Below are 24,605 nucleotides of genomic sequence, written 5' to 3'. Positions count from 1 at the left end.
ACCCTGCTAAAAAATAGTGATTCCTGCATTCCAGCCATACCATCCCTGGTTGTTTCCACTGAAAGTATGATGTTTTCTCGGCGGAACCTCTTGTCTGTAGCCTTTTGCACTTGAGCCCGGAGGCGCATCGCTGTTGTAATAAGAATAGGAGGGGCCACCGAATATTGTAACCCCTTTAAACAGTTGAATCTGAAGATTCAATTGAAGCTTGGTTAAAGTGTTGCCGTATTTCCAATGTCCAAGGTATAGATACTGAAAGCTTAGTTCCGGAGCAACAGACAATCGTTTATTGAAGATAAAATCATGTCCGAAACCAAGGCCAATTGTTTCTACCCTGGAAGAGTCTGAAAAGTTTTTACCTGCAAAGATGACATTGTATAAGTTCGCATTCCCGGTCTTATAAGCAACATTTGTATTGGTCAGCTCATTGGCATAAATACTGATTTTATGATAACCATTACCTACAAAATTGAGTAAACCAAGGCTCGTTCCTGTAGAGGTATCAGAGAAATTAATCAAGGCCAGCTGAAAACCCTTATTATTTCTGGCATAATTGAAAAGACCTGCAAGTTGTACGCCTGAAGAGGTGCCTGAAGTCAGGTTTCCGAGGCCGGCAACGGCTACACCGCTGGAGCTTTTGGAATTGATGTTTCCTAACCCTGCGATCTGAATCCCGTTGTTTTCCTTACTTACGATATTGACCACACCTGCAGCCTGAACACCTTTCATATTCCCGCTTACAATATTGGCGATCCCTGCAATCTGAACTCCATTTGCATCTGTTTTTACCACATTCAGCACACCCGCTGCCTGTACGCCATCCAGTTTACCTCTAACATCATTGTGTAATCCGGCAATTTGAAACCCTTCTACGGAGCCTCCCACCACATTGAAAACTCCTGCAGCCTGAAATTTTCTCGCATCACCCTTGGTCAGGTTGAATAAACCGGCCATTTCGAAGCCATCTACTCCGGCAGTATAGCCCCCAAGAACATTCAGCGAAACTTTATTGATCACCCTGGAACTCATCATGCCATGAGAACTTAATCCGGGAGTAAAAGAAGCCTGAAAGGGAGTATTCGCGAAAAAATTAGGGATGTTCAGATTCTGAAAACGCTGTGCGGAAGAGATGAAAAACCTGCCGATGCCCAGATCTTCTATGGCATTGGAGAAAAAGGTCCCTTTTTCTTTATCCGGGTCATCGTAAGATTCCGGTTTAATGGTAATGTCTGCAAGAAACACGAGTGCAGTATCCCGGTAAGTCTCCTTACTGGCGTTCAGGATCACTTCCTTATGATCTCCTTTGAAACGCAATTTGAAAAAGCCATCATTATCGGTCAGCGTAGACTGCAATAATCTTTTTTCGTATACACTGGCCTGCTTTACTTTTTTTCCTGTTTGGGTATCCACTACATATCCGCTGATCATGTATAGGTTTTCAGCAGTGGTGATGTTTTCCGGTTCTATCGTCAGGTGATTGACTGCATAACGCAAAATGATATATTCTGCATTTTCCTTGTAATCGACTTTACCATCGAACATTTTGTCCAGTACATCCCGGACCGGTGTATTCCTGACATTCAGGTTCACCAGGCTATCCTGCGAAAATAAAACCCCGTTATAAGCAAAGTAGAAGTCTCCTGCTTTACTCATTTTGCTCAGAACCGAACTCACCTTTTCCTGTTTGATGTCAAAGCTGACCCGCTTGGAAAGGTTTTGCTGATATTTAGCTATACTCGTCTGGGCATGAGTTGCCCCATATAAAAAAAGAAACAGAAGGGTCAGTTTGATGTTCATTACTTTTTGTTAGACAACAGGATTTCCTGTTGGTTACGTGACAGGGTTACATTTAATGCATCGCAGATGACCTCCAGATTCTCCTCCAGTGTTGAGCTCAATTTTAAAGTGGTAAATAAGGTATGCTTTCTCGCTGCAGGGTCCACACTGATCTTGACGCCATAAGCTTCGTTCAGGGTTTCTGCAACCTCTTGCAGAGGGGTGCCATTGAAGATAAACAGCTTGCTGCGGTAATAATTGTACAGCTGGTCTTCGCTTTGCTCTTTCTGGAGCTTTTTGGTACGCTTGCTGATGGAAACCCTTTCTCCTTTCACCAATCTAATCTCTTCATTGCCCAGTCTGACCTTCACAATTCCCGTTTCTACAATGACTTCTGTTTTGTTCTTAGTATGTTTTACATTGAAAGAAGTCCCTACCACCTCAACAGATACCTGATCCGCCTTGATGATAAATGGACGGGTTTTGTCGTGTGCAACGTTAAAGAAAACTTCCCCTGAATCCAGGCGTACACTCCGGTCATTTTTAAAATCACTGGCATAGCTCAGCTGTGATTTCTTGTTGATGGTGAGCTCTGATCCATCGGGCAGGGTTTTGATGAGTACTTCATTGCTCGCGGTCAGGTTGGTATAGGCAACAGGAGACATCAGCTGATACAAGGTCCATGCGCCAATGGCGAGGACAAATACAGCCGCCACTTTTAACCAGGTATAATTTTTCTTTAGTGGAAGAACTACTGCTGCTTCTTTTTCCTTCAATTTCTTCGTTTTCTCCCTGAATTTATTCCATGCCTGTTCTTCATCAACTTTACTGGCAGGTGTTAATGTTTTACCAGCGTCCCAGATTTTCTCGAATTGAATAAAAACGGAGATATTTGCAGGGTCAGCAGCCAGCCATTCCTGAATGGCTGTGTTTTCTTCCTCACTTGTTTCCTTTAATAGAAACTTTATCAATAATTCATCAGTCATTGCTGTTCTTGCTTAATTCAAAAAATCTTTATAATACATAATCCCCAATAGGATCAGGGTCAGGAAATCTGCGAGTTTCAGTCGCAATATCCTCAATGCTTTACCCATTTGGTTTTCCACGGTTTTGATAGACAGTCCCATTTGATCTGCAATCTCTCGGTATTTCAATTCCTCAAATCTGCTCATTTGAAATATGGCCCGGCATTGTTCCGGCAGTTCATTCAAAGCCTTGCCCAGGTTGACTTCCAGTTCCGTAAGCTCTACTTTCGCCGAAGCGGATTCATGATAGGTATCCATGGTATGATGCGTAAATTCCTGGTGTTTAAACTTTATTTTTTCGTGTTTAAGGTGATTCAGACAATCATGGTAAACGCACTTATACAGGTATGCTTTTAAAGAGCTCTGGATGTTTAGCAGCTCCCGCTTTTCCCAGAATTTTAAAAACATGCCTTGTACGATTTCCTCTGCAAGGTCTTCCTCTTTAAGCATCACATTGGCATAAGCATGCAAGGCCTTATAATGCGTTTTGAACATTTGTTCAAAGGTGGCATCGTCATAGCGTTGCAGCAGGGGCTCGGAAACGGGATCGGTTAATTTCACTTGTATAATTCTACTCAAATATATTAGTTTCCTTTGCTTTTATATTGGTGTTGGTTAAATCTGTTCTTTTAAATGTTAATTCTTTTTAAAATCTCCATTCCGGTTTCAGAGTTCGCTGTAATCAGATCGATATAGGTTACTTTTGGAAACCAGAAGGAGCCGCCATTGACCTTTACAAACACCCTTTTCAGGAGCAGGTTTTTTCCTTCATCTTTAATGTAGATGTGGTATTTATTGTCCGTTCCGGATTTCAACAGGTACATCGGCATTTTTTTATAGGCCACCAGGCGGATCTCATATTGGTCATTTCCCAGTGCTTTGCATTTCAGGCCATAGGCGAATTTTTTTTCTATACTGCTGAGCTCTTTTGTCTTCGATTGCTCTTCATACCTGATCCAGGAACCTTTAACAGGTGCCTCCGGGTCCAATGTCCCATCTTCCCTGTAATTGAGCTCATAGATCACTGTATTTGCATCCGGAGTTCTTTGCAGAAAGAACAGCAGGTTTTTACCGGTAGGAGTCGGCAGGGGATGACTATCGGGAACAGGCTGGGCATTGAGCATCTGGTTTAGTAAAAGCATGATCATCAGTATGATTGCCGTTGCCTTCGCATGACCGCTACTTTCTCTTTCAGGCTGTTGTTGGGGATCGCGTTTCAGCTTATGAAGGTAGATCTTTCCCGGACTGGCGAAAATGAAAAAAAGGCATTCTCTGATTCCATCGCTTTTCCTGACATCTTCCAGCATGTCGCGATACTCATGGAAATTCAGGACAAAAGGATTGGTTTTGTTCTCCAATGGGGTCGTCAACCCGTATACCGGTTTCTCTTCTTCATATTGAAAGGTGCCGAACAGGTGGTCCCAGACCATAAATGTGGCACCAAAATTCTTATCCAGATATTTTGCCTGACTGCCATGATGAACCCGGTGGTTAGATGGAGTCCCGAAGTATTTCTCTATAAAAGGGTTCAGCTTTCCGATGGCTTCCGTATGGACCCAGAACTGATAGAGTGTACTCAGTTGGCTCGCTACCAAAAAGACAACCGGATGAAAGCCCAGCATCGCCAGAGGGATAAAAAACACTGTTTTAAAGTGCTGTACCCAGCTTTGTCTGAAGGCCACGGTCAGGTTATAATGTTCTGCGGAATGATGAACGACATGTGTGGCCCAGAAAAAACGGTTGAAATGGGAAATGCGATGCGACCAGTAACTACAGCAATCATATAGGATGAAGCAGGGAATTAAAGTCCACCAGCTCATTTCCATTCGCCATGGCAACAAATTGTAAATCCAGATGGCACCATAAATAAGGAACGCCTTCATCAGGATATTTACGATAAGATTCCCCAATCCAACCAGTAAAGAACCTAACGTTTCTTTCTTTTCATAGGTTTTATGATCCCCGGAATGGGAGAAGATAAATTCAATGATGGTCAGCAGGAATACCGCTGGAAGGGCGTAAGCTACTATATTTGGTGCTTTTTCCTGTATAGAAGCAATGGAATCGATATCGATTCTCGCTGCTCCGAATAAAGCAACGAAATCTGTCCAGATCGCTATAGTTGTTGCCATGACTTTGGGGGTTAAAGTTTAACGAGTTTTCCTGATCCGCTGATCTTCGAATCTATTTCCGGATTTCCGATGTAGAAAAGATTCCCACTTCCACTGATTCTGGCTTTCAGTTCTTCCTGAACATTGACTTTGCCATTGCCGCTTCCCGAAATGTCTACATCAGCCTCTTTGGCAAGGATTTTCTCGAGATCGATTTTTCCGGAGCCCGAAATGTTCATTAACAGGTCCTTTACCTCAAAAACAGATTGTGCCGTAATTTCTCCGGAACCGCTGACAGAGGTTTTCAATTCATCAATTAATGGAAAAGCACCTGAGATTGCCATTTTGCCACTGCCACTGAGTGCAACATTTTTAATTTGAGGCAGGGTGACCAGGATTTCCAGGTCGTCGTGCTGTACGTTCACCTTATCATAAGACAGGTACAGGTTATTGGCAATGATCTTTGTTTTGAAATAGGGAATCAGGTTGGAAGAACCTTTTATCTCTACTTTGTATTCCGTTCCATAAGTAACCTGAACGGTCTTTGCTCCACTTAGGTTTACACCGGTAAAGTTACCTGGTGTTCTTGTTTCCGTGATTTTATTCCCGTTCGCAGTAAGTTTTTCTTTGGCGCATGACATCAGGAAAATACTGATGAACATCGCTGCAATGATCTTTTTCATAGCTTGATATTTGGTGTGTTTTAAAGAATGAATTGAATTCCACCGCCATAACCGATGTATAGGGCCTGAAGATTATTTCCCCATTTATTTCCCCAGCTGTGGATGAATTTTTTGTGTAAGTCTCTGCCTTCAGCAGTATTGGTACTGATGAAGTTAAACGAAGGGCCCCCGAAAATTTCGAAGTGTTTTCCAATCCTGAACGCAGGCAATACTTTTAATGAGGATTTGAAATATTCCCCTGCCTTAAAGCTCTCTACCGACATTCCCGTTAATTCGGTATTTAACCTGAAGGATTTGCCCTGGAACCAATGTGCTCCGAAACCGGCCTCCATTGCATATACTTCGTCCTTGTTTTTGAAGTTATAACCAATTCCGATGATCCCGTACAATACTTTTCCACCCGATCTGAAGGATAACATGGTACTCGTGGTTTCATCAGTGGTTACACTAATTCCTTTTTCTCCTTTTTTGATGAGGTTAATGATCCCGATAGGATAGTCGCTGCTGTCTGCGATATTGATAAATCCAGCGCCCTGAACACCTTTCACTTTTTTGGCAATATTGATGAAACCTGCAAACTGAGAACCGCCTACATCTTCGGCTTTATTGATAAAACCTGCCAGTTGGGAAGAAGAAACATCTTTGTTCGTCAGGTTCATGAAACCCGCAAGTTGTGTACCTTTAACTGAGCTCGCTTTATTGAAAAAACCGGCAAACTGAACGCCATCTACTGCCTTGGCTATATTCCCGAAACCGGCAAATTGTGCGCCTTTGACATTTCCTCCGGAAATATTTCCAAATCCTGCAAAAGCCGCACCCTGACCTTCGCCATAAATATTTGCGAATCCTGCAATTTGTAATCCTTCTGCTTTTTTGCCGATATAGTTGGAGAATGCGGCAAACTGCGTTCCCTCTGCTTCATTACGGATGATATTGGAAAACCCTGCGAAGGTAAAACCCTTTTCTACCGAAGATACACCGGCTAGAAGATGAAAGGAAAGCCGGTTGGTATCTAAAGGAGCATGTGTTCCGTTGGTACTAAGTGGATAGATGAATCCAATATGGACTTTTCCAGGATTCTTATCCTGTGCAAATCCAGTTCCGGCAGATAATAAAAGCCCGGCCAGACCGAATGCTTTTAATATCCCTTTAAAGGTAATGGAAAGGGTAAATGATCGTGTTTTTCTGTTGTAAAATGTATTCATTTCTGTCTTATTTTAAAGTGAGACAACGAAATGAAGGTTTACCCCTACGTGGGGTTTGAAAAAATATTCTGATGTCAAAAATGAAATGACATTTAAATCAATCATTTTCTTAATATTGTGGCAGGGTCAGAATCAGCTGCCTAAACGATATTCATGAAAAAGTACCTGGTCATCTTCTTTACACTTCTGTTTTTTTCTACTTCTGCTCAAACGGTACATCAATACCTGGAGAAAATCAGGAATAATCCTGCAATGCTGACTGCCTTTTTTTCGCAAATGCCTAAAGGGGGAGACCTTCATCATCATTATAGTGGTTCTGTTTATGCGGAAAGGTTTGTAAACGATGTGATTGCACAGGATTACTTTATCAATAAAACCACGTTGGAGGTTAAAGATCAAAAGCCTTCTGCCGGACAGGAATGGATGAGGTTAAGTGAAATCAAAAAAGAAGGACTGCTCGAAGAATATAAGTTCAGGTTATTACAAAGGTGGTCTGTTAAAGACTATAACGGGGTTAGCGGACCGTCCGACAGACAGTTCTTTGATTCGTTCAATCATTTTGACATTGCAAGTGAAAACAACATCGATTCCGGTTTGCTGGAGCTAAAAAAACGGGCGATTCAGGAAAATGTCAGTTATATAGAAACGATGCTTGCCTCGGCAAAATGTGTCAAAACGAATGATTTAAGCTCACGTTTCGATCCCCGCCTTCAATTCGTTCAAAAGCAAAACGATGTGCAGCAATGCCATTTGTTATTAGATACCTTGTATCAGGAGTTGCTTAAAAAAGAGGTGATAGCCTGTGCAGATGACTTCAGTGTAAATACAGTGAGCAAACTGCATCAATCGCTAAAAATAGACGACGACTCCTTTACCATGCGGTACCAGACTTATACGATTAGAATTCTGGAAGCGACTGAGGTGTTTAAACGGTTGTTGATGGCATTTGATGCCGCCAGCAAAAACCCTTTAATTGTCGGCGTAAATATCCTGTCGCCGGAAAATAACGATGTGTCAATGCGGGATTACTGGCTACACATGCAGATGTTTAAATACTGCCATAATAAATATCCTCAGGTGAAGTATTCGATGCATGCAGGGGAGCTGACACTGGGTCTGGTCAAACCAGAAGAATTGAGCTGGCACATCAATGCTGCCGTGCGTGAAGCAGGCGCTTCCCGTATCGGACATGGGGTGGATTTGCCTTATGAGTCAAAAAGCTATGACTTGTTGAGGTATATGAAAGAGAAAGATGTGGCTGTAGAAATTAACCTGACCAGCAATGAGTTTATTTTGAAGGTAAAGGGCGACCGCCATCCAATCAGTTTGTACAAAGAATTTCAGGTACCGATAGTGATCAGTTCGGATGATGCAGGTGTACTGAGGACTAATTTAACAGAGCAATACGTCTTGTTGGCGGGCAGGTATCCTCAGTTTAGCTACGAAGACATCAAAAAAATAGTCTATAACAGCATCAATTACTCCTTTATCAAAGAGCCATCAGTAAGACAAAAACTGTTGCTCAAACTGAATAAAGACTTTTTAAGGTTTGAGCAAGTTATTTTAGGCCGGAAAAAACCGTCTGCATTTCACAGTCCCTTAAAATGACAGATGGCCGCTATGCTGTCAGATAAAACTACGTCCAGTCTGATTTTGACAGCGCAAACTGATATTCACTGACCCATTTGCCCTCTGAAAATACACTGTCTTTGAAGTATTCTCCTTCTCTGAAACCCAGGCTTTTCAGCAAAGCAATCGCGGCCTCATCCTGCGCATCCACGATTTTTACGATCCGGTTCACTTCTGATTTGCCAAACACGAGGGATATCATCGCTGATGCCGCTTCTTTTGCATAACCTTTGCGTTGTTCGGCAGGAGAAATATTGACTTTCATTTCGGCGGTAAACTTCTCATTTTGTTTGAATCTAATGGAGCAATCGCCAATTCTCTGATCGCTGACCGTGCTTTTTAGTATGTATATCGACCAGGCGCTGGTTATTATTTCCTTCCGTCCGCCTGCCGGTTCGATAACGGCGGTTCCCAGATCCAAAAGATATTTCCGATAGCTGATAATGTCAAAGTCTGAACCGATATAATTGAACTCCTGCTTTGCGCCTTCTCTTGCCGGATCTGTTTTCTCTGAAATTTCTATGTCTTTCCGGACATTTAAAGCACCCGCATACATGCTGTCCGAAACTGCTCTTCCATTGTCTTTGACAAAAGAGATATAGGCCTCCATGCGTTCATTTACATGGTCCTGAGCGATCTTGAGGGTATGTACGCCTTCAATTCTTCTTGAACCGAGTAAATCGCAACGGGATACTTTTAAATCAGGAAAATAGACCACCAGCATTGCACGATCGTTGGCATACTGATAGGCCTGATCAGCTGTTACTTCCCAGTTAAAGGTGATTTGATCGCCTGTCTGACTAAGGGTAGGATGAATGGCTGCAGGAAGCGTTCCCATGCTCAATAACACTTTGCTATAGTCCAGGCTGAGGTTTGGATAGGTTCCCTGAAGGGCATTTTTTTTATTGTAAGAAACCGCCTCATTGTATTCGTTTTTGTCCGTTCCTGCCACCACAAAGCGATATCCTACCTGGATAGCAGGGAGGGAAGGGCTCAGGATCTCATTTACAAGTGTCATTTTTTGACAGTTTGCTTTCCTGCCCGGAGTGAGGGGTTTAGAACTTCTCCCTATTTTTCTGATGATGTATTTACCGTTTAAGGTATAACCCACCAGGTTGCCGATTCTGCCATGGAATCCGCCAAATATGCCATTTATTAATTTTCCCATAACTGTTCTTTAATTAAGTAATTGACTGCTGTAATAACAAGTTACGAAATGTTTTTGATATGAATATCATATGTTGTTAATTAAAATTAATAATTACGTAATTATAAATACATAGTTAATAGGTCAATTTAACCAATGATTGACCTATCAACCACCTGTTAATGACGTTATAATCACTAATAAAAATAAAACAGAACTGAACGGCATATTAACCGCAAAAGTCAGTAAAGGCAACAGGATTTTGTTGTTGGTTAAAAAGAATGAGCCTCAGTGTTGACAATAGCGTTTAACCTGCAAATGGTTTAGTTTTCGGCAGCGCTGATATGTCTTTTTTTACGAAAAAAACCAATCCCGGACGAGCGGTGTTTTTTAAAATGCTAAACATAAAGTTATGGGATATCATGAATGGAAATCATGCATTGATGCATGTCTGGAATGCGCGGCTATCTGTAACTACTGCGCAAGTTCCTGCACTAAAGAAGAAGATGTTAAAATGATGGCTGCTTGCATTGAACTGGATATGCAGTGTGCCTCGGTTTGTTATGCTACAGCACAACTGATGAGCTTGGGAAGTTCTCAGGCCAAAGAGTTATGCAGAATTTGTGCGGATAGCTGTGATGCCTGCGGAACTGAATGCGGTAAACACAATGCCGGGCATTGTGAGGAATGTGCCGAGGCTTGTTTCCGTTGCGCTGAGGAATGCAGAAAGATGGCCGCTTAATTCACCTTAAATGGATGTTATTATGAAAAAGCAAGAAAAAACTGGTCATGATGTCGACAAGGCACTGGCTAAAACAGGTAGTGTAAACCTGCCCAAAAATAAGAAAGTTCAGACTGAAGAACCAATTGCCGAAAAGGATGAAGAAAAACAAGCCGAGGAGGAACAGCGAAAACGGATGAAAAGTGAAAATTGATGTTTTAGTAAAAGGGGCAGCTGCCCCTTTTACCTGGTTATTTCCTTACTTCTCTCCTGGCCATTTGCTGGTCAATTTATCATTACTGAGGTTTTTGGAAAGAAATTTAGCTTCTTCCAGATTTCTTCTGAACGCTATAAGTTGCTTATTTGAAAAGTTCACAATAGCGGTATCGCCAAACATGGCGCCTTTTTCAAGCAAAGCAATGACCTGGTTATGATCTTCAATAGTAATAGATAGATACCGCCTGTCAAAATCATTACGGCTGGCTTTTTTTAAAGCGGAAATAAGCTCGTCCGGGACAAAGATCGTCGAATCGGTAAGCGTAATATTTCTCGGCTCTGCCAATGGTTTCAGATCTGAATAGATCAGAATGCTGGCATCCATTGCCTTTACTGCATATTCTTTTACTTTTGAATTTTTTGATTTCTTTTTAGCAAGTTTTGATAAATTGATTTCCTTAGCACTGGAAACCGATAATTGTTGGATAAATTGCTCGGTGTTAATGGTGTCATTCTGCTGAATGACAGGAATGTTTAAATCCTTGTTTACCGGTAGTGCTTTGTTTCCGGCAATACTTCCTGCTATCGCACAAGCTGCGAGTGTTGCAACAGCATAATTTTTAAAATTTTCCATAACATACAGATTAAAAAAGTTAAAATATTAATCTATGCAAGCGAGCGCCACGTTTAGATATGGTATGGTTTAACGGTTATTTAAATAGTATATGCGGTTTGTTTCATTTTTCTTTTCACGATGTGATTGCATAAGGTTTATGAGTCCATATTTTTTTTGACCATAAAACAATTAGGTTTTGAGTTTTGTTTTTTTGAACCAATCCGACCCTGGATTGTTTAAATATCAAGTTTTAAATTCAACTATCATGAGCACTTCAAATCAAACCCATAATCATCAGACCATTAGGGAATGTGCTGAAAAGCGTGGCGGTGTTCCAAACTTGAATTTTTGATTAAGGACTATATTTTAAATTGCTATTCAGTGTTTGTATCTGGTACTGTTAGAGAAGGCATTTAAACGGGAGACGAAATATTAAAGCAAAGAACGGCCTTTGAAAACCTAGAAATCTATATCCGGAAATGGAAATATTATAATATAGTTGCTGTGGACTATCAATGGTCTGCGCAGTATTATGTTCCTGTAGATGGTCTGCCTTATATCGGGCAACTTCCGCATGCACCGGACAGAACCTATACCGCAACGGGATTTAATGGAAATGGGATGATCTTTGGAACGCTTTCCGCTAAACTGATCTCTGATCTGATTCTGGGTAAAAAAAATCCCTGCCGAACGATATTTGATCCAATGAGGATGAAACCACTTGCCGGATTTACTTCATTTGTTAAAGAGAATGCAGATGTAGCCTGGCACTTTATTGCCGATCGTTTTTCTGCTGAAGAACTAAAATCTCTGGCTATGCTCAAGGCCGGGGAGGGACTGATCGCTACCTTTCGGGGAAAAAAAATGGCGGTGTATAAAAATGCCAAAGGCGTACTTACTGCATTAGATCCGGTTTGTACCCATGCGGGTTGTACCGTTAAATTCAATGAAATTGAAAAAAGCTGGGATTGTCCCTGCCATGCCGGAAGATATGATACTGATGGGAAAGTTTTGAATGGCCCTCCGTTTAAAAATCTGAAAGTCATTGAGCTAAGTTTATAGAAATGTATTCTGGATAACAATTAAACCTTTTAAGTATGGAAACTCAAAATCCACCAAAAGACAATACAGACACCGGGCGGAACGACGACGAGCTGATGCCGATACAGATGATGAGGTTGGCAACAATTTCTATGATTAAACAATTGAGCTTCATTGATTTGCGGTCTGCTAACCTATTCCAACAAGTTCAGGTACTGATGGAGGCGTTGGGCCAGGAATTCGATCGTTTGCCGGACAATTTCTTCCGGTGTTCCCCCGAAGGTTTTTTTTTCGCTAAAAAGCAGTCCGTCAGATTTTAAACAATACAGAAACATGGTGCCAATGGGCTTTTCCGGGCTTTCACTTCCGCCCGGCGCAGTAAGTCCGGTGCAGCCGATATGGATGTCAGCGGGAATGAGTTTTTGCAGACCAGCAGTCATGGAGCCGGTTACAATTTCAGACTCAGGACTAAAGATTTCAAGTTGTTCCCGGGGTACGTCCAGCAGGGTACACTTCAAATCTGCATCATAACAGACAATTCCGCCTTTAAGGAATTTACCGGCATCCGGTATAAGTGCAAATTCAGCAGAGATGCGCCCGGCAGTGGCGCTTTCTGCTAATGCAAGGGTCAGGTTATGTTTAATCAGTAATTCCCCGCAAGCGAATAAATGATTGAAATCTATATCTTTTCTCATTTGCATATTTTCTAATGTTTGGCTATCGTGTTAATGCTTATTTTACTGTTTCCGGGAATGACATATTCAAGATTGCCATTTTCTACCTGCTTTGCCTTCAATGAGGTTTTCTGTCCTTTAATCAGGATTTCAAGCTCAGGGATTTTCTTTCCTGTTGTTTTTACCAGCATCATCCGGCAGTTAATTCTTTCGTCGCCCAATATTTTGAAAGTGATGTTCTTGTTTTTTTGTGCATTAAAGCCTGAGGTTGGATAATCGGTATAAACCATGAATGGCATGTCCGGAATTTGCAGATAATGACGGGGAAGGATCCCGAATGCATTACCTGCTCCATAAACTTCCTGACCAACGGTTCCTGATTTCAGCCATCCGTCCTGAAGGTCTTCCAGGGCAATCCAAAGTTTAGGGGCTAGTTCTCCGATCTTGGATTTTTCTTCCAGCATCTCTGCTGGCAGCATGGTTGGATAATAGTACACTGCCCGGTCTACCAGGTAGCGGATATATTCTGCGATGAGTAATTTTACTGAAGGGAGCAGGTCTACATCTTCTGCATGTTTCAGATAATCGTGAAAGGCACAGAAGACTTCCTGTTCTTCATATACTGCAGTATAGGCTGCATCGTTTAAAGGATAGAGTGAGAAGAACTTAGGAAAGTTTTTTCCAAAACCATAATTGCAGTCCCAAAGTTGTACATTCCGGAATATTCCCGCCAGACACCCATAGCTCAATTCAAGGTACAGTTCATTGCCCGTGATTTTGTAAAGGCGGAGTAATGCACCGGATGAAAATGCGGTATTGTTTGCCTGGTAAAAGATCTCAAATCCATAATCGGCTAAGGTTTTAGCCGCTTTCTCTGCTTCCTTTAAAAAGCGTTTTTCTTTGGTCAGCTCCCAAGCCTGGAGCATGATATGGGTATAGATACCGGCCACATCTTTTTCTCCGCCTTTGCCTTCGACAGTTTCGGCTTTAATCACTTCCAGGGTATCCATTTTATAGAATACCGGCCATTGGTATTTAAAGTGCTGCGCTACTTTGATTGCAAAATCCAGTGAACCCAGAAAGAGTCGTTCAGCTACTTTATCTCCTTTTAGAGCTAATCTGGAAAGATTAAGCAGGGGGTGGTGCAGGTACCATGAATCCATAACTTTAGGGACCTTCTGTTCTTCTTCTCCCTTGAGTTTGTCTTCAGCAGCGGGAAGCCATCGCATAATGGTGCCTAATTTCTCATCATAAAATGAGGGAAGCCCTGCGCTGATGGTTTTCATCACTTCCAACTCTTTTTTGCTCCATTCCACATAATCAAGCAGGGGAAGCAATACGGCAAGTTGTACCATGATCTCGGGCGGAGTTTCGTAGTCGCAGACATAAGCATTGAAATATTTTTGACCCGCTACCTGCGACCAGCAGCCGGCACTTTCAAGCAAGTCTTTTAATCCGTTATCGAGAATTTTGGGCCAGTCCTTGTACCGAGTTTCTGGTTTAGGCAATAAGAGGTAGATTCTTGCCAAAAGATCCAGAAACAACCGTGTGATTGCCGTTTTTTTTTCAGGAATTTCATTGCTAAAGGCAACAAAAGCATCGGAAAGTATAACTTCTTTCCCGGCCTTTATAGGCTTTTTTGAAGAAGGTAAAGAAAAACCGAGTTCTGGCCATTCTCCACCTACGGTATCACCCAGGGAAGTTTCAGTTTGCTCACAATATTCCGATAACACGGTCAGATTTTGCAGATAAAGCAGTGTTGATGATTTCGGTCTGGTCTCGCTCAGGTAAATAAATCCTGTTCTGGTTCCAAGCTGACTGGCATGGATCTTTCCTTCTGTTTGTTCAGGGTTGTCATTTTTTCCGTTAAATAATATATCTTTTGGCCAGCTGGGCATTAATAGGTCTTTGACGGGAATAAGGCTGGTCGTATAGCGCAGTACCGGTAATTTTCCGGTCTGATCGATCTTAATGCTGACCTTTTGCCTGCCGATAGCGCATGACAAATCCAGATCTATACCGTTTTGTTCGTTGGCATTGTTTTTTGTAATTTCAAGGGTGGGGCCGGGACTATAGGCTGCGCGGAAGGCTACCCGTCCGCCATGAGGTAATTCGGTCTGGATCCAGATGGAATCCGAAGTATGGAATACTTTAAAATGAAAATATCCTGAGGTTTGTTCAAAAATTGTTTCCGTACTAGCCGTCAATTCTGCACTTGCAGATACAGCCCATGGTGTAAGTGCATTCATCATAACCTTAAATCAATGTTAATTAGTTGCTTATTTTCTGTGTTTATTCAGCCGCTGCCTGCTCGTTAACAAAGCTTTCGGCAACTTCCGTTAACGCAATATCTGTCGCTTTTTCATTGTCGAGCGTAAACTGCAAGAGTTCAGCTACGTCATTGTGTCCCATGTTTTCTGCGAAAACCACTAAAGTGCCGTAAGTAGCGATTTCGTAATGCTCTACTTTCTGAGCGGCAAGAATGAGTCCTGCATCACGAATTAACGTTCCTGTATCGGTATCTTCAATTACGCCATCGGCTTCTTTCAGCAGTCCATCCATAGCATTACACTTTTTTGCCTGGGCTTTTTCACCCAGCAGCTGGAATACCTGCTCAAGGGTCGCAATATGGTTATTGGTTTCTTTGGTATGTTTTTCAAAGGCGGCGGCAAGCTCGGGACTGGTGGCCGCTTTTTTCATTTTTGGTAAAGCCTTTACAAGGTGCTTTTCAGCCCAGTAGATGTCTTTAAGTTCATCCACAAAGAATTCATGAAATTCTGAATTTTCCATTTTTCCTGTTTTCGATTTTGCGGCGGACTTTGCGCCGGTTTTTCTTGTAGTTGCCATAATTTTAGTTTTTCGTTAGATGAATTTTTTACATTAATACAATACATTGATCAACCGAAATAATTAACCAGCATCTTTAGGGTTTTGTTTAAACTTTATTAAAAAAGCATAATCTTTTTTGGAGAGAATGCGGGATAGCTGAACACATAGGACGTATTTAAAACTTTTTAACCAGTTCGGGAGTTAATTTACCGGATAACAAAAAGGAGATGAATCAGAAAGTTGAAAATTTCTATGATAAATTTTATGATTGGTTACTGGTAAAAGGCCCGGTAATTTTGCTGGGCATGGTTGTTTTGCTGGTTGGCCTCTGGCTGATCGGCGTATTTTCGCGCTGGATGCAAAACAGAATGCAGCATAAGAAAATTAACAGTTCATTGAAACCCTTTTTTCTAAGCGTAACAACTGTAGGACTCCGAATACTACTGATTTTTCTCGTGATGCAGATTATGGGGATACAGCTTACCATTTTTGCTGCTTTAATCGGTGCCATAGGAGTTGCTGCGGGGCTGGCACTGTCTGGTACGATGCAGAATTTTGCGAGTGGCGTATTGATCCTTTTATTGAAGCCATTCCGTGTATCGGATAACATTATTGCCCAGGGACAGGAAGGTACAGTAACTTCCATTCAGCTTTTTTTTACGGTTGTTACTACTTTTGATAACCGGACTGTCATTATCCCCAACAGCAAACTTTCTAATGAAGTCATTATTAATATCAGTGTCATTGGGAGCAGAAGGCTGGATCTGGAACTTAAATTTAATTACGGGGTTGATCTTTCAAAGGTGAGAGCGGTAATTGATGAGACAATTAATGACTCAAAATCGATTTTAAAAATACCTGAAAAAAGGGTGGGGGTGTCTTTATTAGAATCTGACGGTTATAAAGTTTTAATCAATGTTTGGCTGCATTCCCATGGCTTTCAGGATGCAAAACTCATTTTTCAGGAAAATCTGATGGAAAACCTAAAAACCTCGGGAATCAAGTTACCTGGGATGGACTAATTAAGCGCTAATTTCAAGCCTATATCCTTTACCGCGTATCACAACAATTTTGATATTCGGATCAAATTCCAGTTTTTTTCTAAGTTTTGAGATGAACATATCCAAACTTCGCCCAACAATAACACCTTCATCCTCCCATATCTCTTTTTGCAGTCGGCTTCTCTCTATAGTCTCGTTAGGAGATGATGCGAAAATGAGCAATACACGGGTTTCCGTTCCGGTCAGGTCTATGGTATTTCCATTTATGAGGAGCGTCCGGTTTTTCGCATCGAACAAGACCGAGCCCAAAGTGAACATACTACTAGCATACTTACCCTCAGGTAAAGTTCTTCCTGGCTTAACCGATTTAAAAAAAATAAAACCAACAAATGCTAAAAATGGCAGGCTCCCCAGAAGATATCCATTCTCTGCTATATTTATTCCTGTGGGTTTGAATTTAATGTTGATCATGTAACACGCCCGGGGTTGTGTTCTTCCTATACACGCTACAATATCATCTTTTTTATTTTTGGAGATCGCGTATCCATAAGCTACACTGGAGTTGCCACAGTTCAGAACGTTAACAATATAATCAAGCGTGAGAGGGTCATTGGCCAGCAAACGCCGGGTAGTATTCACCAGTGAGTCCGGTTGAAAAGTAAGCTCATTCTCAAACCTGATCTGGTATTCATTTTCTGCGATCTTTTTTACCGGAAGTACCCTTGATGTACTGTCGCCCGACTGTAAGAGTAATTGATCTCCAATCCTGCGGAGCAAAACTTCCCTTTTGGCGAAGTCAAAGTTCTGATTGTCGGTCATACTGAAAGCCGCACAGATTACAGGGATCAGCAGAAGCAGCAATAATCCGTACAGATACTTTGCTTTTCTATTGGGCCGTTTTTCGGTATTAAACATACTATTTGAAATAATTTACAAAGTTTACATTTTAATTTACAATCCTGAGCCCTCAGGCAGAAAAGTATCAAAGTAGATTTGCTGCATCAATTTTAACAGGATATGAAAGATAAAAAAAATCTCTTATGCAGCCTAATTATAATACTGGCAGGAGCACTTAACCATCCGATGCTGGCTCAAGTAAAAAATGACGCCAACAGTATCGTTTACCAACTCGATATTAAAAAAAGCAAGCTGTTTTGGCAGGCACCCAAAAACCAGCACAATGGCTTTATATTATTTAATTCGGGCAGCCTCAGCAACTTTAGCGCCGGGCAGCCAACACGAGGTACTTTCAGTATAAATATGAACAGTATGAGGAGTACTGACGAAGCTTCAGATGCCGGGAGAAAAGAGGTGGACGATAAGCTGAGAAGCGAAGACTTTTTTGCTGTTTCAAGATATCCTGCTGCCACCATGGTGGTTCGCAAGATGCTTCGGCAAGCTAATGGAACCACCTACAAAGTTTACGGGGAGCTGACCATCAAAGGTGTGACTAAACCCATCGAATTCACAACGCTTATGAAGCAGAAGGACAATACGATTACCGCAAAGGCACACCTGAGTATTAGCCGCGAAAATTGGAATATCAATCGTAAACCAGAACAGAAAACCTGGGACTTCATTTACCGCATAAAAGACAATCTAATTGATAATGACATCCCTGTCCGCCTGGACCTGGTATTTACTAAAAAATAAACTGCATTGATTTTTAAAAAAAATATGAAATACGTACGCTTATATATATTGCTCTTAACCTTGGTCTATGGCAGTTCTTGCCAAAGGCAAAACAAAAATACAGCCCTCCCGAAAGGTAAAATCTCCCAGGTGCCTCATGGCATGGTTCGGAATATAAAGAAAGATAGAAACGGAAACATTTTGATCGCTTCCTTCAGAGGCGTGTTTCGATACGATGGAAAATCGTTTACCAATATCACCAGTAAAATAAGTTCGCCCAGCTTCTGGGATGTTCTGGAAGATCGAAAAGGAAACCTTTGGTTCGCTACCAGAGATTCAGGTGTTTATTGTTACAATGGGAAATCCTTTCAACATTTTACCACCAAAGAGGGACTTGCCAGTAACCATGCTTTTCAAGTTTATCAAGATAAAACTGGTCATATTTGGTTCGCTACAGGAGGTGGAGCAAGCCGTTACGATGGGAAATCTTTTCGAAATTTCACCAAAAAAGACGGACTGCCCAGTAATGATATCACCACGATCATGGAAGACAAAACCGGGAAATTCTGGTTTGGATCAAGTGGCGAGGCCTGTTTTTATGATGGAAAAACATTTACTGTTTTCAGAAACAAAGACGGTAAAGCTTTTAACAATGTCAGGTCGATAATCGAAGATAGAAAAGGTAATATTTGGTTCGGTGCAACGATAATCGAAGATAAAAAAGGCGATACGTCGTTCGTTTCACCTGGTCTCTGGCGTTATGAGGGCGGTCTCTTTACTAAGGTATCGCAGAGGGGTGCTTATGCTATAATGCAAGATAAAAAAGGAAACATCTGGACTACTGGTGAATTAAAACCCAATGGAGGTTGGGCACTTTCCCGTTATGAGCAAAAGTCCTTGTACCATAAAAAGCCCATTATAACCGAAATCATGTCAATAAAAGGGTTGGGAATGTTTTGTGGGATTTTGGAGGCTAACGATGGAAGTATTTGGTTTGGAGCTATGGGGAGAGGGAGAAGCGTGTATCGTTATGATGGAAAGACCATCACAAACTTTAAAAGTAAATAATGCTTTTCGGGATTTTGTTCATGATAAATTAACGAAAGGGTAACCTGGCTGATGCTAACTTCGCAGCGTGAATCAATTGACACTTAGCGATCAGGATTTAATCACTGCGATGAAAAATGGCGATCAGAAAGCTTTCGAAGCGCTTTACGAACAATATTGGCCGGAAGTTTACACCATGATCTATCGACGCATTAATGACAGAGAGGTCACAAAAGACATCTTACAGGATATATTCATTAACCTTTGGAATTATCGCCACAGGATTATCGCCGACAAGTCATTGGCGCCCTGGCTAAACAGTGTAGCAAAAAAACAAACCATTTCCTGGTACAGAAGACAAGTCAGCACCAAGCAGAGAGAAACGCTTTACCAGGAAAGCGAAACTTTGATTGTACCGGCTCCTACAGAACTGGAGACGAAAGAACTACAGGAACTGCTGGACCTGGAAATTGAGAAGATGCCGGACAATATGAAACGGTCATTTCGATTGAGCCGTTTCGAAAATAAATCGGTCAGGGAAATAGCGGAAGAACTTTCTCTGTCCGAACAAACCGTCAGGAACAACGTTTCTATGGCTTTGGAACGGCTTAGATTGCAAACAAAGCGGTTCTATTCAGAACCTGCAAATCTTGCTGGTATACTGGTCATCCTGTTAACAAAAATTTAACGTATTTATAGCTTTTTCTTAAAGTACATTTTGGCTTTCGCTGCGAAGAGTTGTATGTATGGCAAAGAAAAATATATTCACTGAAAGACGTAGTACAGACCAGGAGGCCGAAGCCTGGTTTTCCCGTACAGATGACCGTGTGCCTTTTGAAGCTTTCTCCAATCCGCAGGAAAAAACAAGGACTGGCGAAGAAATGCTGGACGAAATCCGCCGAAAGATAAGAACACAGCGACAGAAAAGGCGTTGGTTTAATGTTGCTGCAGCCGCTGTAGTCTTGATGACTACCGGAACTTTCGGTTATCGGGCTTACCTGACTTCAACGCCTTCCATTGCCAGGCAGGTTTGGGTTAGCTATGTGGCGAATAAAGGAGAGTTTAAGGAGATCCGCTTACCAGATCAGTCTACGATCCATTTGAGACCCGGCGCAAAGATTGCCATTGCCCAGCCTTTTATACAACAAAACCGGGAGGTAAAGTTGGCAGCGGGAGAGATCTACTGTGACGTTAGTCCTGATCCGGAGCATCCCTTTCTGGTACATACCTCCCAAATTACCACTCAGGTGCTGGGAACTAAGTTTATCATCAACAATGATCCTCTGGCAGCAGATATCCGGGTGAGCTTACTCAGCGGAAAAGTTGCCATACGTAGCAAAAAAGCACAACTGGGTATTTTATTGCCTAAACAACAACTCTCTTTTAACAAAGTAAGCGAAAGGGTAAAACTGGACAGCACAACCTTTATGGCTGAAAACTGGTTGAACGGGGAATATATTCTTGACAATGTCTCGCTGAAATCTTTTGCACAAACCTTTGGCAATGCCTTTTCTATGGAAGTCAGATTCAAGGGAAAAGCGCTCGAAAATTTAACTGTTTCGATGCAATTTTATCGGACTGATGACCCTAAAACTATTTTGAATCACCTGAAACTGATACATGGACTTCATTATCAAATCAAAGACAAGGAGGTAATATTGATGAGATAGTCTACTAGAAAAAAAAACGGTATCTATTGGATAGATACCGAATGTTTTGGTGCTTGCATTACTGACAGAAAATTGCCGCTTCCTCGTCATTCAAAAAGCAAACACCAGGTTTAACTTGTAAACACAATAAAAGTATTAAAAAATAATGTCTATAATCAAAATAGGTGTGAAAATATCACTGATCCTATATTTCGTCTCCATTAACATCATGACTTCGCTGTATGCCAGTGAAGCATTTCCTCAGGCGCTGGAAACAAAAGTTGACATCCGGTTCAGAGAAGGACAACCTTTGTCTGTCGCCCTGGAACAACTAAGAACTAAAGCAAAAGTAAGGCTTGCCTATGACCCTTCACTTGCTAAAACCATATCGGTTAAAGCGGCGAACTATCATGAAGAAAAGCTAAAGAATATCCTTGTCCAGCTATTGAAGCACAGTAACCTGGCCTTCACGGAACAGGGAGGAGCAGTAGTACTGTATACCAAAGAAGATCGTCCTGTCAAAATTCCCGTTCAGCAGCCTGGTCGGATTGCCGGAAAGATCATTGATGACCGTGGCGAACCACTCCCCGGAGCCAGTATCAAGCTCATTCAGACCGGGCAGACTACTCAAAGTCGTGTAGACGGAAGTTATACCCTCAATGTTGCTGCTGGAAATTACACACTTGAACTGAGCTATATTTCTTTTCAGACCAAACGCATTACGGATATAGAAGTGAAAGCCGGGCAGGTAACCAACCTTAATGTGGTACTGAACCCTTCAGCAAAAAGTTTAAATCAGGTAGTGGTTACAGGAACCTTTAAAAAGGAAAGTGTGAATAGCCTTTACGCCCGTCAGAAAAATGAAGCGAACATTTCAAATGGCATCAGCAGGGAACAGATTTCTGCACTGCCGGATAAGAATATCGGTGAAACCCTGAAGCGCATTTCCGGGGTAAGTGCCAACGATAACCGACGCGTAGTGATCAGGGGTATTGCCGAGCGTTATAATCTGGCGATGATGGATGGGGCCACACTGCCCAGCACAGACGTACAGGTACGGGACTTTGAGTTCGATATCATCCCGAGCAGCCTGGTAGATAATGTGGTGGTTTCCAAAACAGCTACTCCGGATATGAGCTTTGGTTTTGGTGGAGGGTTGGTACAGATCAATACCATAGCAATACCAGACCAGAATTTCATGTCCTTCAGTTTGGGGAGCAAGTACATCAATGGCAGTACCGGCAAGGATTTTTTGGGCTATCAACGTGGAAAAAATGATTATCTGGGTTTTGATGATGGAAATAGAAATCATTTTCCGAAGGATCTTGTAATTTTTACACAGACAAATTATATCCCCACGGATCCAGCTAATACCAATCCACCTGCTGGAGTTGAAAAAATTACGCCTGATATGATTGCTGCACAAAACAAAAAAATCGGTGGTTTACAAAGATTTGGAACGCGTGTTTATCAGGCTGCTCCCGGACAGAACTATCAGTTTACCCTGGGCAGGAGCTACGGATTAAAAGATAGCCGTTTAGGTTTTGTGGGTTCGTTGAGCTACCGCAATGAACAGGCTATAGATAACTTTTCTCATTATGAGCGCGGCCGGTTCAACAAACTTGGTGAAAATTATTATGATCCGGTTACGAATAAGGAATTACAGGAGACAACGGCCAGTCAATATAATTTTACAACCAGTTTGGCTGCATTGGTTAATGTTGGCTGGAACAGTAAGAACCACAAGATTACCCTGCGTAATTTCTATTCCAGAGTCTTTGCCGATCAGTTCTTTCGTGTTTCTGGCTGGGGAGAGGATATCGGCTATGGGGAAAATCCGGCCATCAACGAATATGACCGCCCGAAATTTGTCAATCTGTTCCAGAACCGCATCAGTGCTGAACATACTTTTGGCCGGTTAAAGTTCGACTGGGGGTTGGCACGTAATCGTGTGAACAATCATGAACAAGATGCAGTAGACGCTATTTTGCGGCCTATAACCACGCAGAATAGTACTGTCTATGTTTATCAGGCAAGTAACATTACTGAAAATCCTGGGCCCTTAAGCCGTTCATCGTATAAATACGTAGAAACCAATTGGGCAGCCGACGCTGCACTGAGCTACAAGTTCAGTATCGGGAAGTCAGCACAGGTGCTCAAGGCCGGTTATCAGCTGCTGAATAAAAAGGGTGATTTTGCCTGGAGCGTTTTACCAATTGGTTCGGCAAAGGGCTTTACCGGTGGCTTTAGACCGGTACAAACCTGGAACATTGATTTTAACGATCCCCTGCATGATCTTTTCTATCACCCCTCTGATTTCAACAATAACAACTATACTGGAAGGAACAGTAACCAGGCCTGGTATGGGATGATGGACAACCGTTTTAACAGCTGGATTCGTTTGGTATGGGGGATCAGGGGAGAGTATTATAAATATGAAAAGATAAAGGATTCTGCCGCAGATAAGGTAGCAAAGTCGGAAATGCAGGATCTGGAAAAGAACCGTTATGTAGACCTGGAAACCGGGAATTTGGTGCATAAGACCCTGGATGCCAGTGCCGATGAAAAGAAATGGTTGTACCTGCCTTCTGCAAATCTTACCATTACGCCACTAACTGACTTCAACATACGCGCTTCCTATGCCAAATCGGCTGTCAGACCTGCATTGATTGAGAATTCCAGTTTCTCGCGTTTCAATCATATTCATAATAGAATACAGCGGAATATTGGTGTAATTTCTACGCTGATTTCTCACTATGACCTGCGTTTGGAATGGTATCCATCACCAGGCGAGGTGCTCTCTGCCGGTTATTTCAAAAAGCATTTCAAAAACCCTGTGGAAATGTACCTGGACGTAACCAATAGCAGTGGGGCAGTTGACTTGATCACGGCCAACTCTGACTATGCCAATGTGAACGGATGGGAGTTTGACGTACGCAAAAGCCTGGAATTCCTAAATAAGGACTGGAATTTTTTAAGCAATATCTATTTCAGCGGAAACTTAACACTTCAAAATTCAGAAGTACAGGCAAGCGATTTTCGCTATTCCACTATGGGCTACGGGCTGGATAATGATGGTAAATCCTATGCCTACAGAACCAAGACCTATTTGAAAGAAAAGCGGGCACTATATGGTCAGGTACCTGTATTGTATAATATTGGCTTAAACTATAAGGGGAATCGTTTAAGTGCCAACATAGCCTTCAATCATTCGGGCTACAAGACATTTACCGTAGGGATGAAGCCCGAGTATTCTGAACTCGAAAGACCACGTAACCAGTTAGATGCACAATTGGGGTATAAGTTCTTGAAAAGCAAAAAGATGGAAGCCAGGTTTAATATGAGCAACCTGCTCAACAGCCCTTACCGTTTCTTCATTAATTCGGATGATACCTATAGCATAAAGCCGGGAGCAAATACCGCGACGATGATTGACTGGTCAGATATCTATGAATGGAAAGATGGATTTTCGGAGAAATATGAAAAAGGCTATACTGAGACGACCCCAGAGGGGAAAATCAGGCGGATTGGAGATACAGATACTTTCATCCGCAGGATCGGTGCTTCGTTCAGTCTGAGCTTATCTTACAACTTTTAATATGG

General features: G+C 42.0%; 22 protein-coding genes. 10 read left to right on the top strand and 12 right to left on the bottom strand.

Annotation, left to right across the window (positions count from 1 at the left end):
- Window positions 1-6: 6 nt before the first annotated feature.
- The 6 genes from AAFF35_RS18105 to AAFF35_RS18080 are packed head-to-tail and all read right to left on the bottom strand — an operon-like array spanning window position 7 to window position 6,800.
- Complete coding sequence (locus tag AAFF35_RS18105) at window positions 7-1,797, bottom strand: hypothetical protein (protein WP_342327935.1); 1,791 nt, start codon at window positions 1,795-1,797, stop codon at window positions 7-9.
- The gene (locus tag AAFF35_RS18100; protein ID WP_342327934.1) at window positions 1,797-2,762 is read right to left on the bottom strand and encodes a FecR domain-containing protein; all 966 of its coding nucleotides are present in this window, start codon (window positions 2,760-2,762) and stop codon (window positions 1,797-1,799) included. The genes AAFF35_RS18105 and AAFF35_RS18100 overlap by 1 nt, the downstream gene beginning before the upstream one ends.
- Window positions 2,763-2,774: 12 nt before the next feature.
- A complete protein-coding gene (locus AAFF35_RS18095) occupies window positions 2,775-3,380 on the bottom strand; it encodes an RNA polymerase sigma-70 factor (RefSeq protein WP_342327933.1) in 606 nt (201 codons plus the stop codon).
- A 50-nt stretch (window positions 3,381-3,430) separates the two neighbouring features.
- A complete protein-coding gene (locus tag AAFF35_RS18090; RefSeq protein WP_342327932.1) occupies window positions 3,431-4,933 on the bottom strand; it encodes a DUF4833 domain-containing protein in 1,503 nt (500 codons plus the stop codon).
- A gap of 11 nt (window positions 4,934-4,944) precedes the next feature.
- Window positions 4,945-5,595: a head GIN domain-containing protein gene (locus AAFF35_RS18085; RefSeq protein WP_342327931.1), complete on the bottom strand. Its 651-nt coding sequence runs from the start codon at window positions 5,593-5,595 to the stop codon at window positions 4,945-4,947.
- Window positions 5,596-5,615: 20 nt separating this feature from the next.
- Window positions 5,616-6,800: a hypothetical protein gene (locus AAFF35_RS18080; protein ID WP_342327930.1), complete on the bottom strand. Its 1,185-nt coding sequence runs from the start codon at window positions 6,798-6,800 to the stop codon at window positions 5,616-5,618.
- Between the two features lie 153 nt (window positions 6,801-6,953).
- Between AAFF35_RS18080 and AAFF35_RS18075 the strand changes: the two genes are divergently transcribed.
- Window positions 6,954-8,408: a hypothetical protein gene (locus tag AAFF35_RS18075; protein ID WP_342327929.1), complete on the top strand. Its 1,455-nt coding sequence runs from the start codon at window positions 6,954-6,956 to the stop codon at window positions 8,406-8,408.
- Window positions 8,409-8,436: 28 nt separating this feature from the next.
- Here AAFF35_RS18075 and AAFF35_RS18070 read toward each other — a convergent pair whose 3' ends face one another.
- The gene (locus AAFF35_RS18070; protein ID WP_342327928.1) at window positions 8,437-9,597 is read right to left on the bottom strand and encodes a DUF6266 family protein; all 1,161 of its coding nucleotides are present in this window, start codon (window positions 9,595-9,597) and stop codon (window positions 8,437-8,439) included.
- 391 nt (window positions 9,598-9,988) lie between these two features.
- Between AAFF35_RS18070 and AAFF35_RS18065 the strand changes: the two genes are divergently transcribed.
- Window positions 9,989-10,318, top strand: a complete 330-nt coding sequence (locus AAFF35_RS18065; protein ID WP_342327927.1) for a four-helix bundle copper-binding protein — start codon at window positions 9,989-9,991, stop codon at window positions 10,316-10,318.
- A 22-nt stretch (window positions 10,319-10,340) separates the two neighbouring features.
- Entirely contained in the window at window positions 10,341-10,511 is a 171-nt protein-coding gene (locus AAFF35_RS18060) for a hypothetical protein (protein ID WP_342327926.1), read from the top strand.
- Window positions 10,512-10,556: 45 nt separating this feature from the next.
- Here AAFF35_RS18060 and AAFF35_RS18055 read toward each other — a convergent pair whose 3' ends face one another.
- Window positions 10,557-11,147: a DUF4142 domain-containing protein gene (locus AAFF35_RS18055; RefSeq protein ID WP_342327925.1), complete on the bottom strand. Its 591-nt coding sequence runs from the start codon at window positions 11,145-11,147 to the stop codon at window positions 10,557-10,559.
- 486 nt (window positions 11,148-11,633) lie between these two features.
- On the opposite strand from AAFF35_RS18055, the gene AAFF35_RS18050 reads away from it, so the two are divergent.
- Entirely contained in the window at window positions 11,634-12,191 is a 558-nt protein-coding gene (locus tag AAFF35_RS18050; RefSeq protein ID WP_342327924.1) for a Rieske 2Fe-2S domain-containing protein, read from the top strand.
- Window positions 12,192-12,364: 173 nt separating this feature from the next.
- On the opposite strand, the gene AAFF35_RS18045 is transcribed toward AAFF35_RS18050, so the two are convergent.
- The 3 genes from AAFF35_RS18045 to AAFF35_RS18035 are packed head-to-tail and all read right to left on the bottom strand — an operon-like array spanning window position 12,365 to window position 15,691.
- The gene (locus AAFF35_RS18045) at window positions 12,365-12,865 is read right to left on the bottom strand and encodes a nicotinamide-nucleotide amidohydrolase family protein (protein ID WP_342327923.1); all 501 of its coding nucleotides are present in this window, start codon (window positions 12,863-12,865) and stop codon (window positions 12,365-12,367) included.
- An 11-nt stretch (window positions 12,866-12,876) separates the two neighbouring features.
- On the bottom strand, window positions 12,877-15,096 hold the full coding sequence (locus tag AAFF35_RS18040) for a hypothetical protein (RefSeq protein WP_342327922.1): 2,220 nt from the start codon (window positions 15,094-15,096) through the stop codon (window positions 12,877-12,879).
- Between the two features lie 40 nt (window positions 15,097-15,136).
- Window positions 15,137-15,691, bottom strand: a complete 555-nt coding sequence (locus AAFF35_RS18035) for a ferritin-like domain-containing protein (protein ID WP_342327921.1) — start codon at window positions 15,689-15,691, stop codon at window positions 15,137-15,139.
- 209 nt (window positions 15,692-15,900) lie between these two features.
- Between AAFF35_RS18035 and AAFF35_RS18030 the strand changes: the two genes are divergently transcribed.
- On the top strand, window positions 15,901-16,695 hold the full coding sequence (locus AAFF35_RS18030; RefSeq protein WP_342327920.1) for a mechanosensitive ion channel family protein: 795 nt from the start codon (window positions 15,901-15,903) through the stop codon (window positions 16,693-16,695).
- On the opposite strand, the gene AAFF35_RS18025 is transcribed toward AAFF35_RS18030, so the two are convergent.
- Complete coding sequence (locus AAFF35_RS18025; RefSeq protein ID WP_342327919.1) at window positions 16,696-17,589, bottom strand: winged helix-turn-helix domain-containing protein; 894 nt, start codon at window positions 17,587-17,589, stop codon at window positions 16,696-16,698. It lies immediately after the preceding gene.
- Between the two features lie 102 nt (window positions 17,590-17,691).
- Here AAFF35_RS18025 and AAFF35_RS18020 point away from each other — a divergent pair, with 102 nt between their 5' ends.
- From AAFF35_RS18020 to AAFF35_RS18000, 5 genes are all read left to right on the top strand, one after another.
- Window positions 17,692-18,327, top strand: a complete 636-nt coding sequence (locus tag AAFF35_RS18020) for a YceI family protein (RefSeq protein WP_342327918.1) — start codon at window positions 17,692-17,694, stop codon at window positions 18,325-18,327.
- A gap of 6 nt (window positions 18,328-18,333) precedes the next feature.
- Window positions 18,334-19,374 (top strand): two-component regulator propeller domain-containing protein, encoded by a 1,041-nt coding sequence (locus tag AAFF35_RS18015; RefSeq protein WP_342327916.1) that lies wholly within the window; start codon window positions 18,334-18,336, stop codon window positions 19,372-19,374.
- Between the two features lie 67 nt (window positions 19,375-19,441).
- Window positions 19,442-20,041: a sigma-70 family RNA polymerase sigma factor gene (locus AAFF35_RS18010; RefSeq protein WP_342327915.1), complete on the top strand. Its 600-nt coding sequence runs from the start codon at window positions 19,442-19,444 to the stop codon at window positions 20,039-20,041.
- A 58-nt stretch (window positions 20,042-20,099) separates the two neighbouring features.
- The gene (locus AAFF35_RS18005; protein ID WP_342327914.1) at window positions 20,100-21,023 is read left to right on the top strand and encodes a FecR domain-containing protein; all 924 of its coding nucleotides are present in this window, start codon (window positions 20,100-20,102) and stop codon (window positions 21,021-21,023) included.
- A gap of 145 nt (window positions 21,024-21,168) precedes the next feature.
- Window positions 21,169-24,600: a carboxypeptidase regulatory-like domain-containing protein gene (locus tag AAFF35_RS18000; protein WP_342327913.1), complete on the top strand. Its 3,432-nt coding sequence runs from the start codon at window positions 21,169-21,171 to the stop codon at window positions 24,598-24,600.
- Window positions 24,601-24,605: the final 5 nt, after the last annotated feature.

The sequence above is a fragment of the Pedobacter sp. FW305-3-2-15-E-R2A2 genome, from assembly GCF_038446955.1.
In the GTDB taxonomy this organism is placed as follows: Bacteria; Bacteroidota; Bacteroidia; order Sphingobacteriales; family Sphingobacteriaceae; genus Pedobacter.
Note: the sequence above shows the minus strand (reverse complement) of the source record. Positions and strands in the feature narration are given on the sequence as shown.

What these genes read in the sequence shown, in the direction of transcription:
- AAFF35_RS18105 (WP_342327935.1), bottom strand. Translation starts at nt 1,797, where the DNA reads ATGAACATCAAACTGACCCTTCTGTTTCTTTTTTTATATGGGGCAACT.
- AAFF35_RS18100 (WP_342327934.1), bottom strand. Translation starts at nt 2,762, where the DNA reads ATGACTGATGAATTATTGATAAAGTTTCTATTAAAGGAAACAAGTGAG.
- AAFF35_RS18090 (WP_342327932.1), bottom strand. Translation starts at nt 4,933, where the DNA reads ATGGCAACAACTATAGCGATCTGGACAGATTTCGTTGCTTTATTCGGA.
- AAFF35_RS18085 (WP_342327931.1), bottom strand. Translation starts at nt 5,595, where the DNA reads ATGAAAAAGATCATTGCAGCGATGTTCATCAGTATTTTCCTGATGTCA.
- AAFF35_RS18080 (WP_342327930.1), bottom strand. Translation starts at nt 6,800, where the DNA reads ATGAATACATTTTACAACAGAAAAACACGATCATTTACCCTTTCCATT.
- AAFF35_RS18075 (WP_342327929.1), top strand. Translation starts at nt 6,954, where the DNA reads ATGAAAAAGTACCTGGTCATCTTCTTTACACTTCTGTTTTTTTCTACT.
- AAFF35_RS18070 (WP_342327928.1), bottom strand. Translation starts at nt 9,597, where the DNA reads ATGGGAAAATTAATAAATGGCATATTTGGCGGATTCCATGGCAGAATC.
- AAFF35_RS18065 (WP_342327927.1), top strand. Translation starts at nt 9,989, where the DNA reads ATGGGATATCATGAATGGAAATCATGCATTGATGCATGTCTGGAATGC.
- AAFF35_RS18060 (WP_342327926.1), top strand. Translation starts at nt 10,341, where the DNA reads ATGAAAAAGCAAGAAAAAACTGGTCATGATGTCGACAAGGCACTGGCT.
- AAFF35_RS18055 (WP_342327925.1), bottom strand. Translation starts at nt 11,147, where the DNA reads ATGGAAAATTTTAAAAATTATGCTGTTGCAACACTCGCAGCTTGTGCG.
- AAFF35_RS18045 (WP_342327923.1), bottom strand. Translation starts at nt 12,865, where the DNA reads ATGAGAAAAGATATAGATTTCAATCATTTATTCGCTTGCGGGGAATTA.
- AAFF35_RS18040 (WP_342327922.1), bottom strand. Translation starts at nt 15,096, where the DNA reads ATGATGAATGCACTTACACCATGGGCTGTATCTGCAAGTGCAGAATTG.
- AAFF35_RS18035 (WP_342327921.1), bottom strand. Translation starts at nt 15,691, where the DNA reads ATGGCAACTACAAGAAAAACCGGCGCAAAGTCCGCCGCAAAATCGAAA.
- AAFF35_RS18030 (WP_342327920.1), top strand. Translation starts at nt 15,901, where the DNA reads ATGAATCAGAAAGTTGAAAATTTCTATGATAAATTTTATGATTGGTTA.
- AAFF35_RS18025 (WP_342327919.1), bottom strand. Translation starts at nt 17,589, where the DNA reads ATGTTTAATACCGAAAAACGGCCCAATAGAAAAGCAAAGTATCTGTAC.
- AAFF35_RS18020 (WP_342327918.1), top strand. Translation starts at nt 17,692, where the DNA reads ATGAAAGATAAAAAAAATCTCTTATGCAGCCTAATTATAATACTGGCA.
- AAFF35_RS18005 (WP_342327914.1), top strand. Translation starts at nt 20,100, where the DNA reads ATGGCAAAGAAAAATATATTCACTGAAAGACGTAGTACAGACCAGGAG.
- AAFF35_RS18000 (WP_342327913.1), top strand. Translation starts at nt 21,169, where the DNA reads ATGTCTATAATCAAAATAGGTGTGAAAATATCACTGATCCTATATTTC.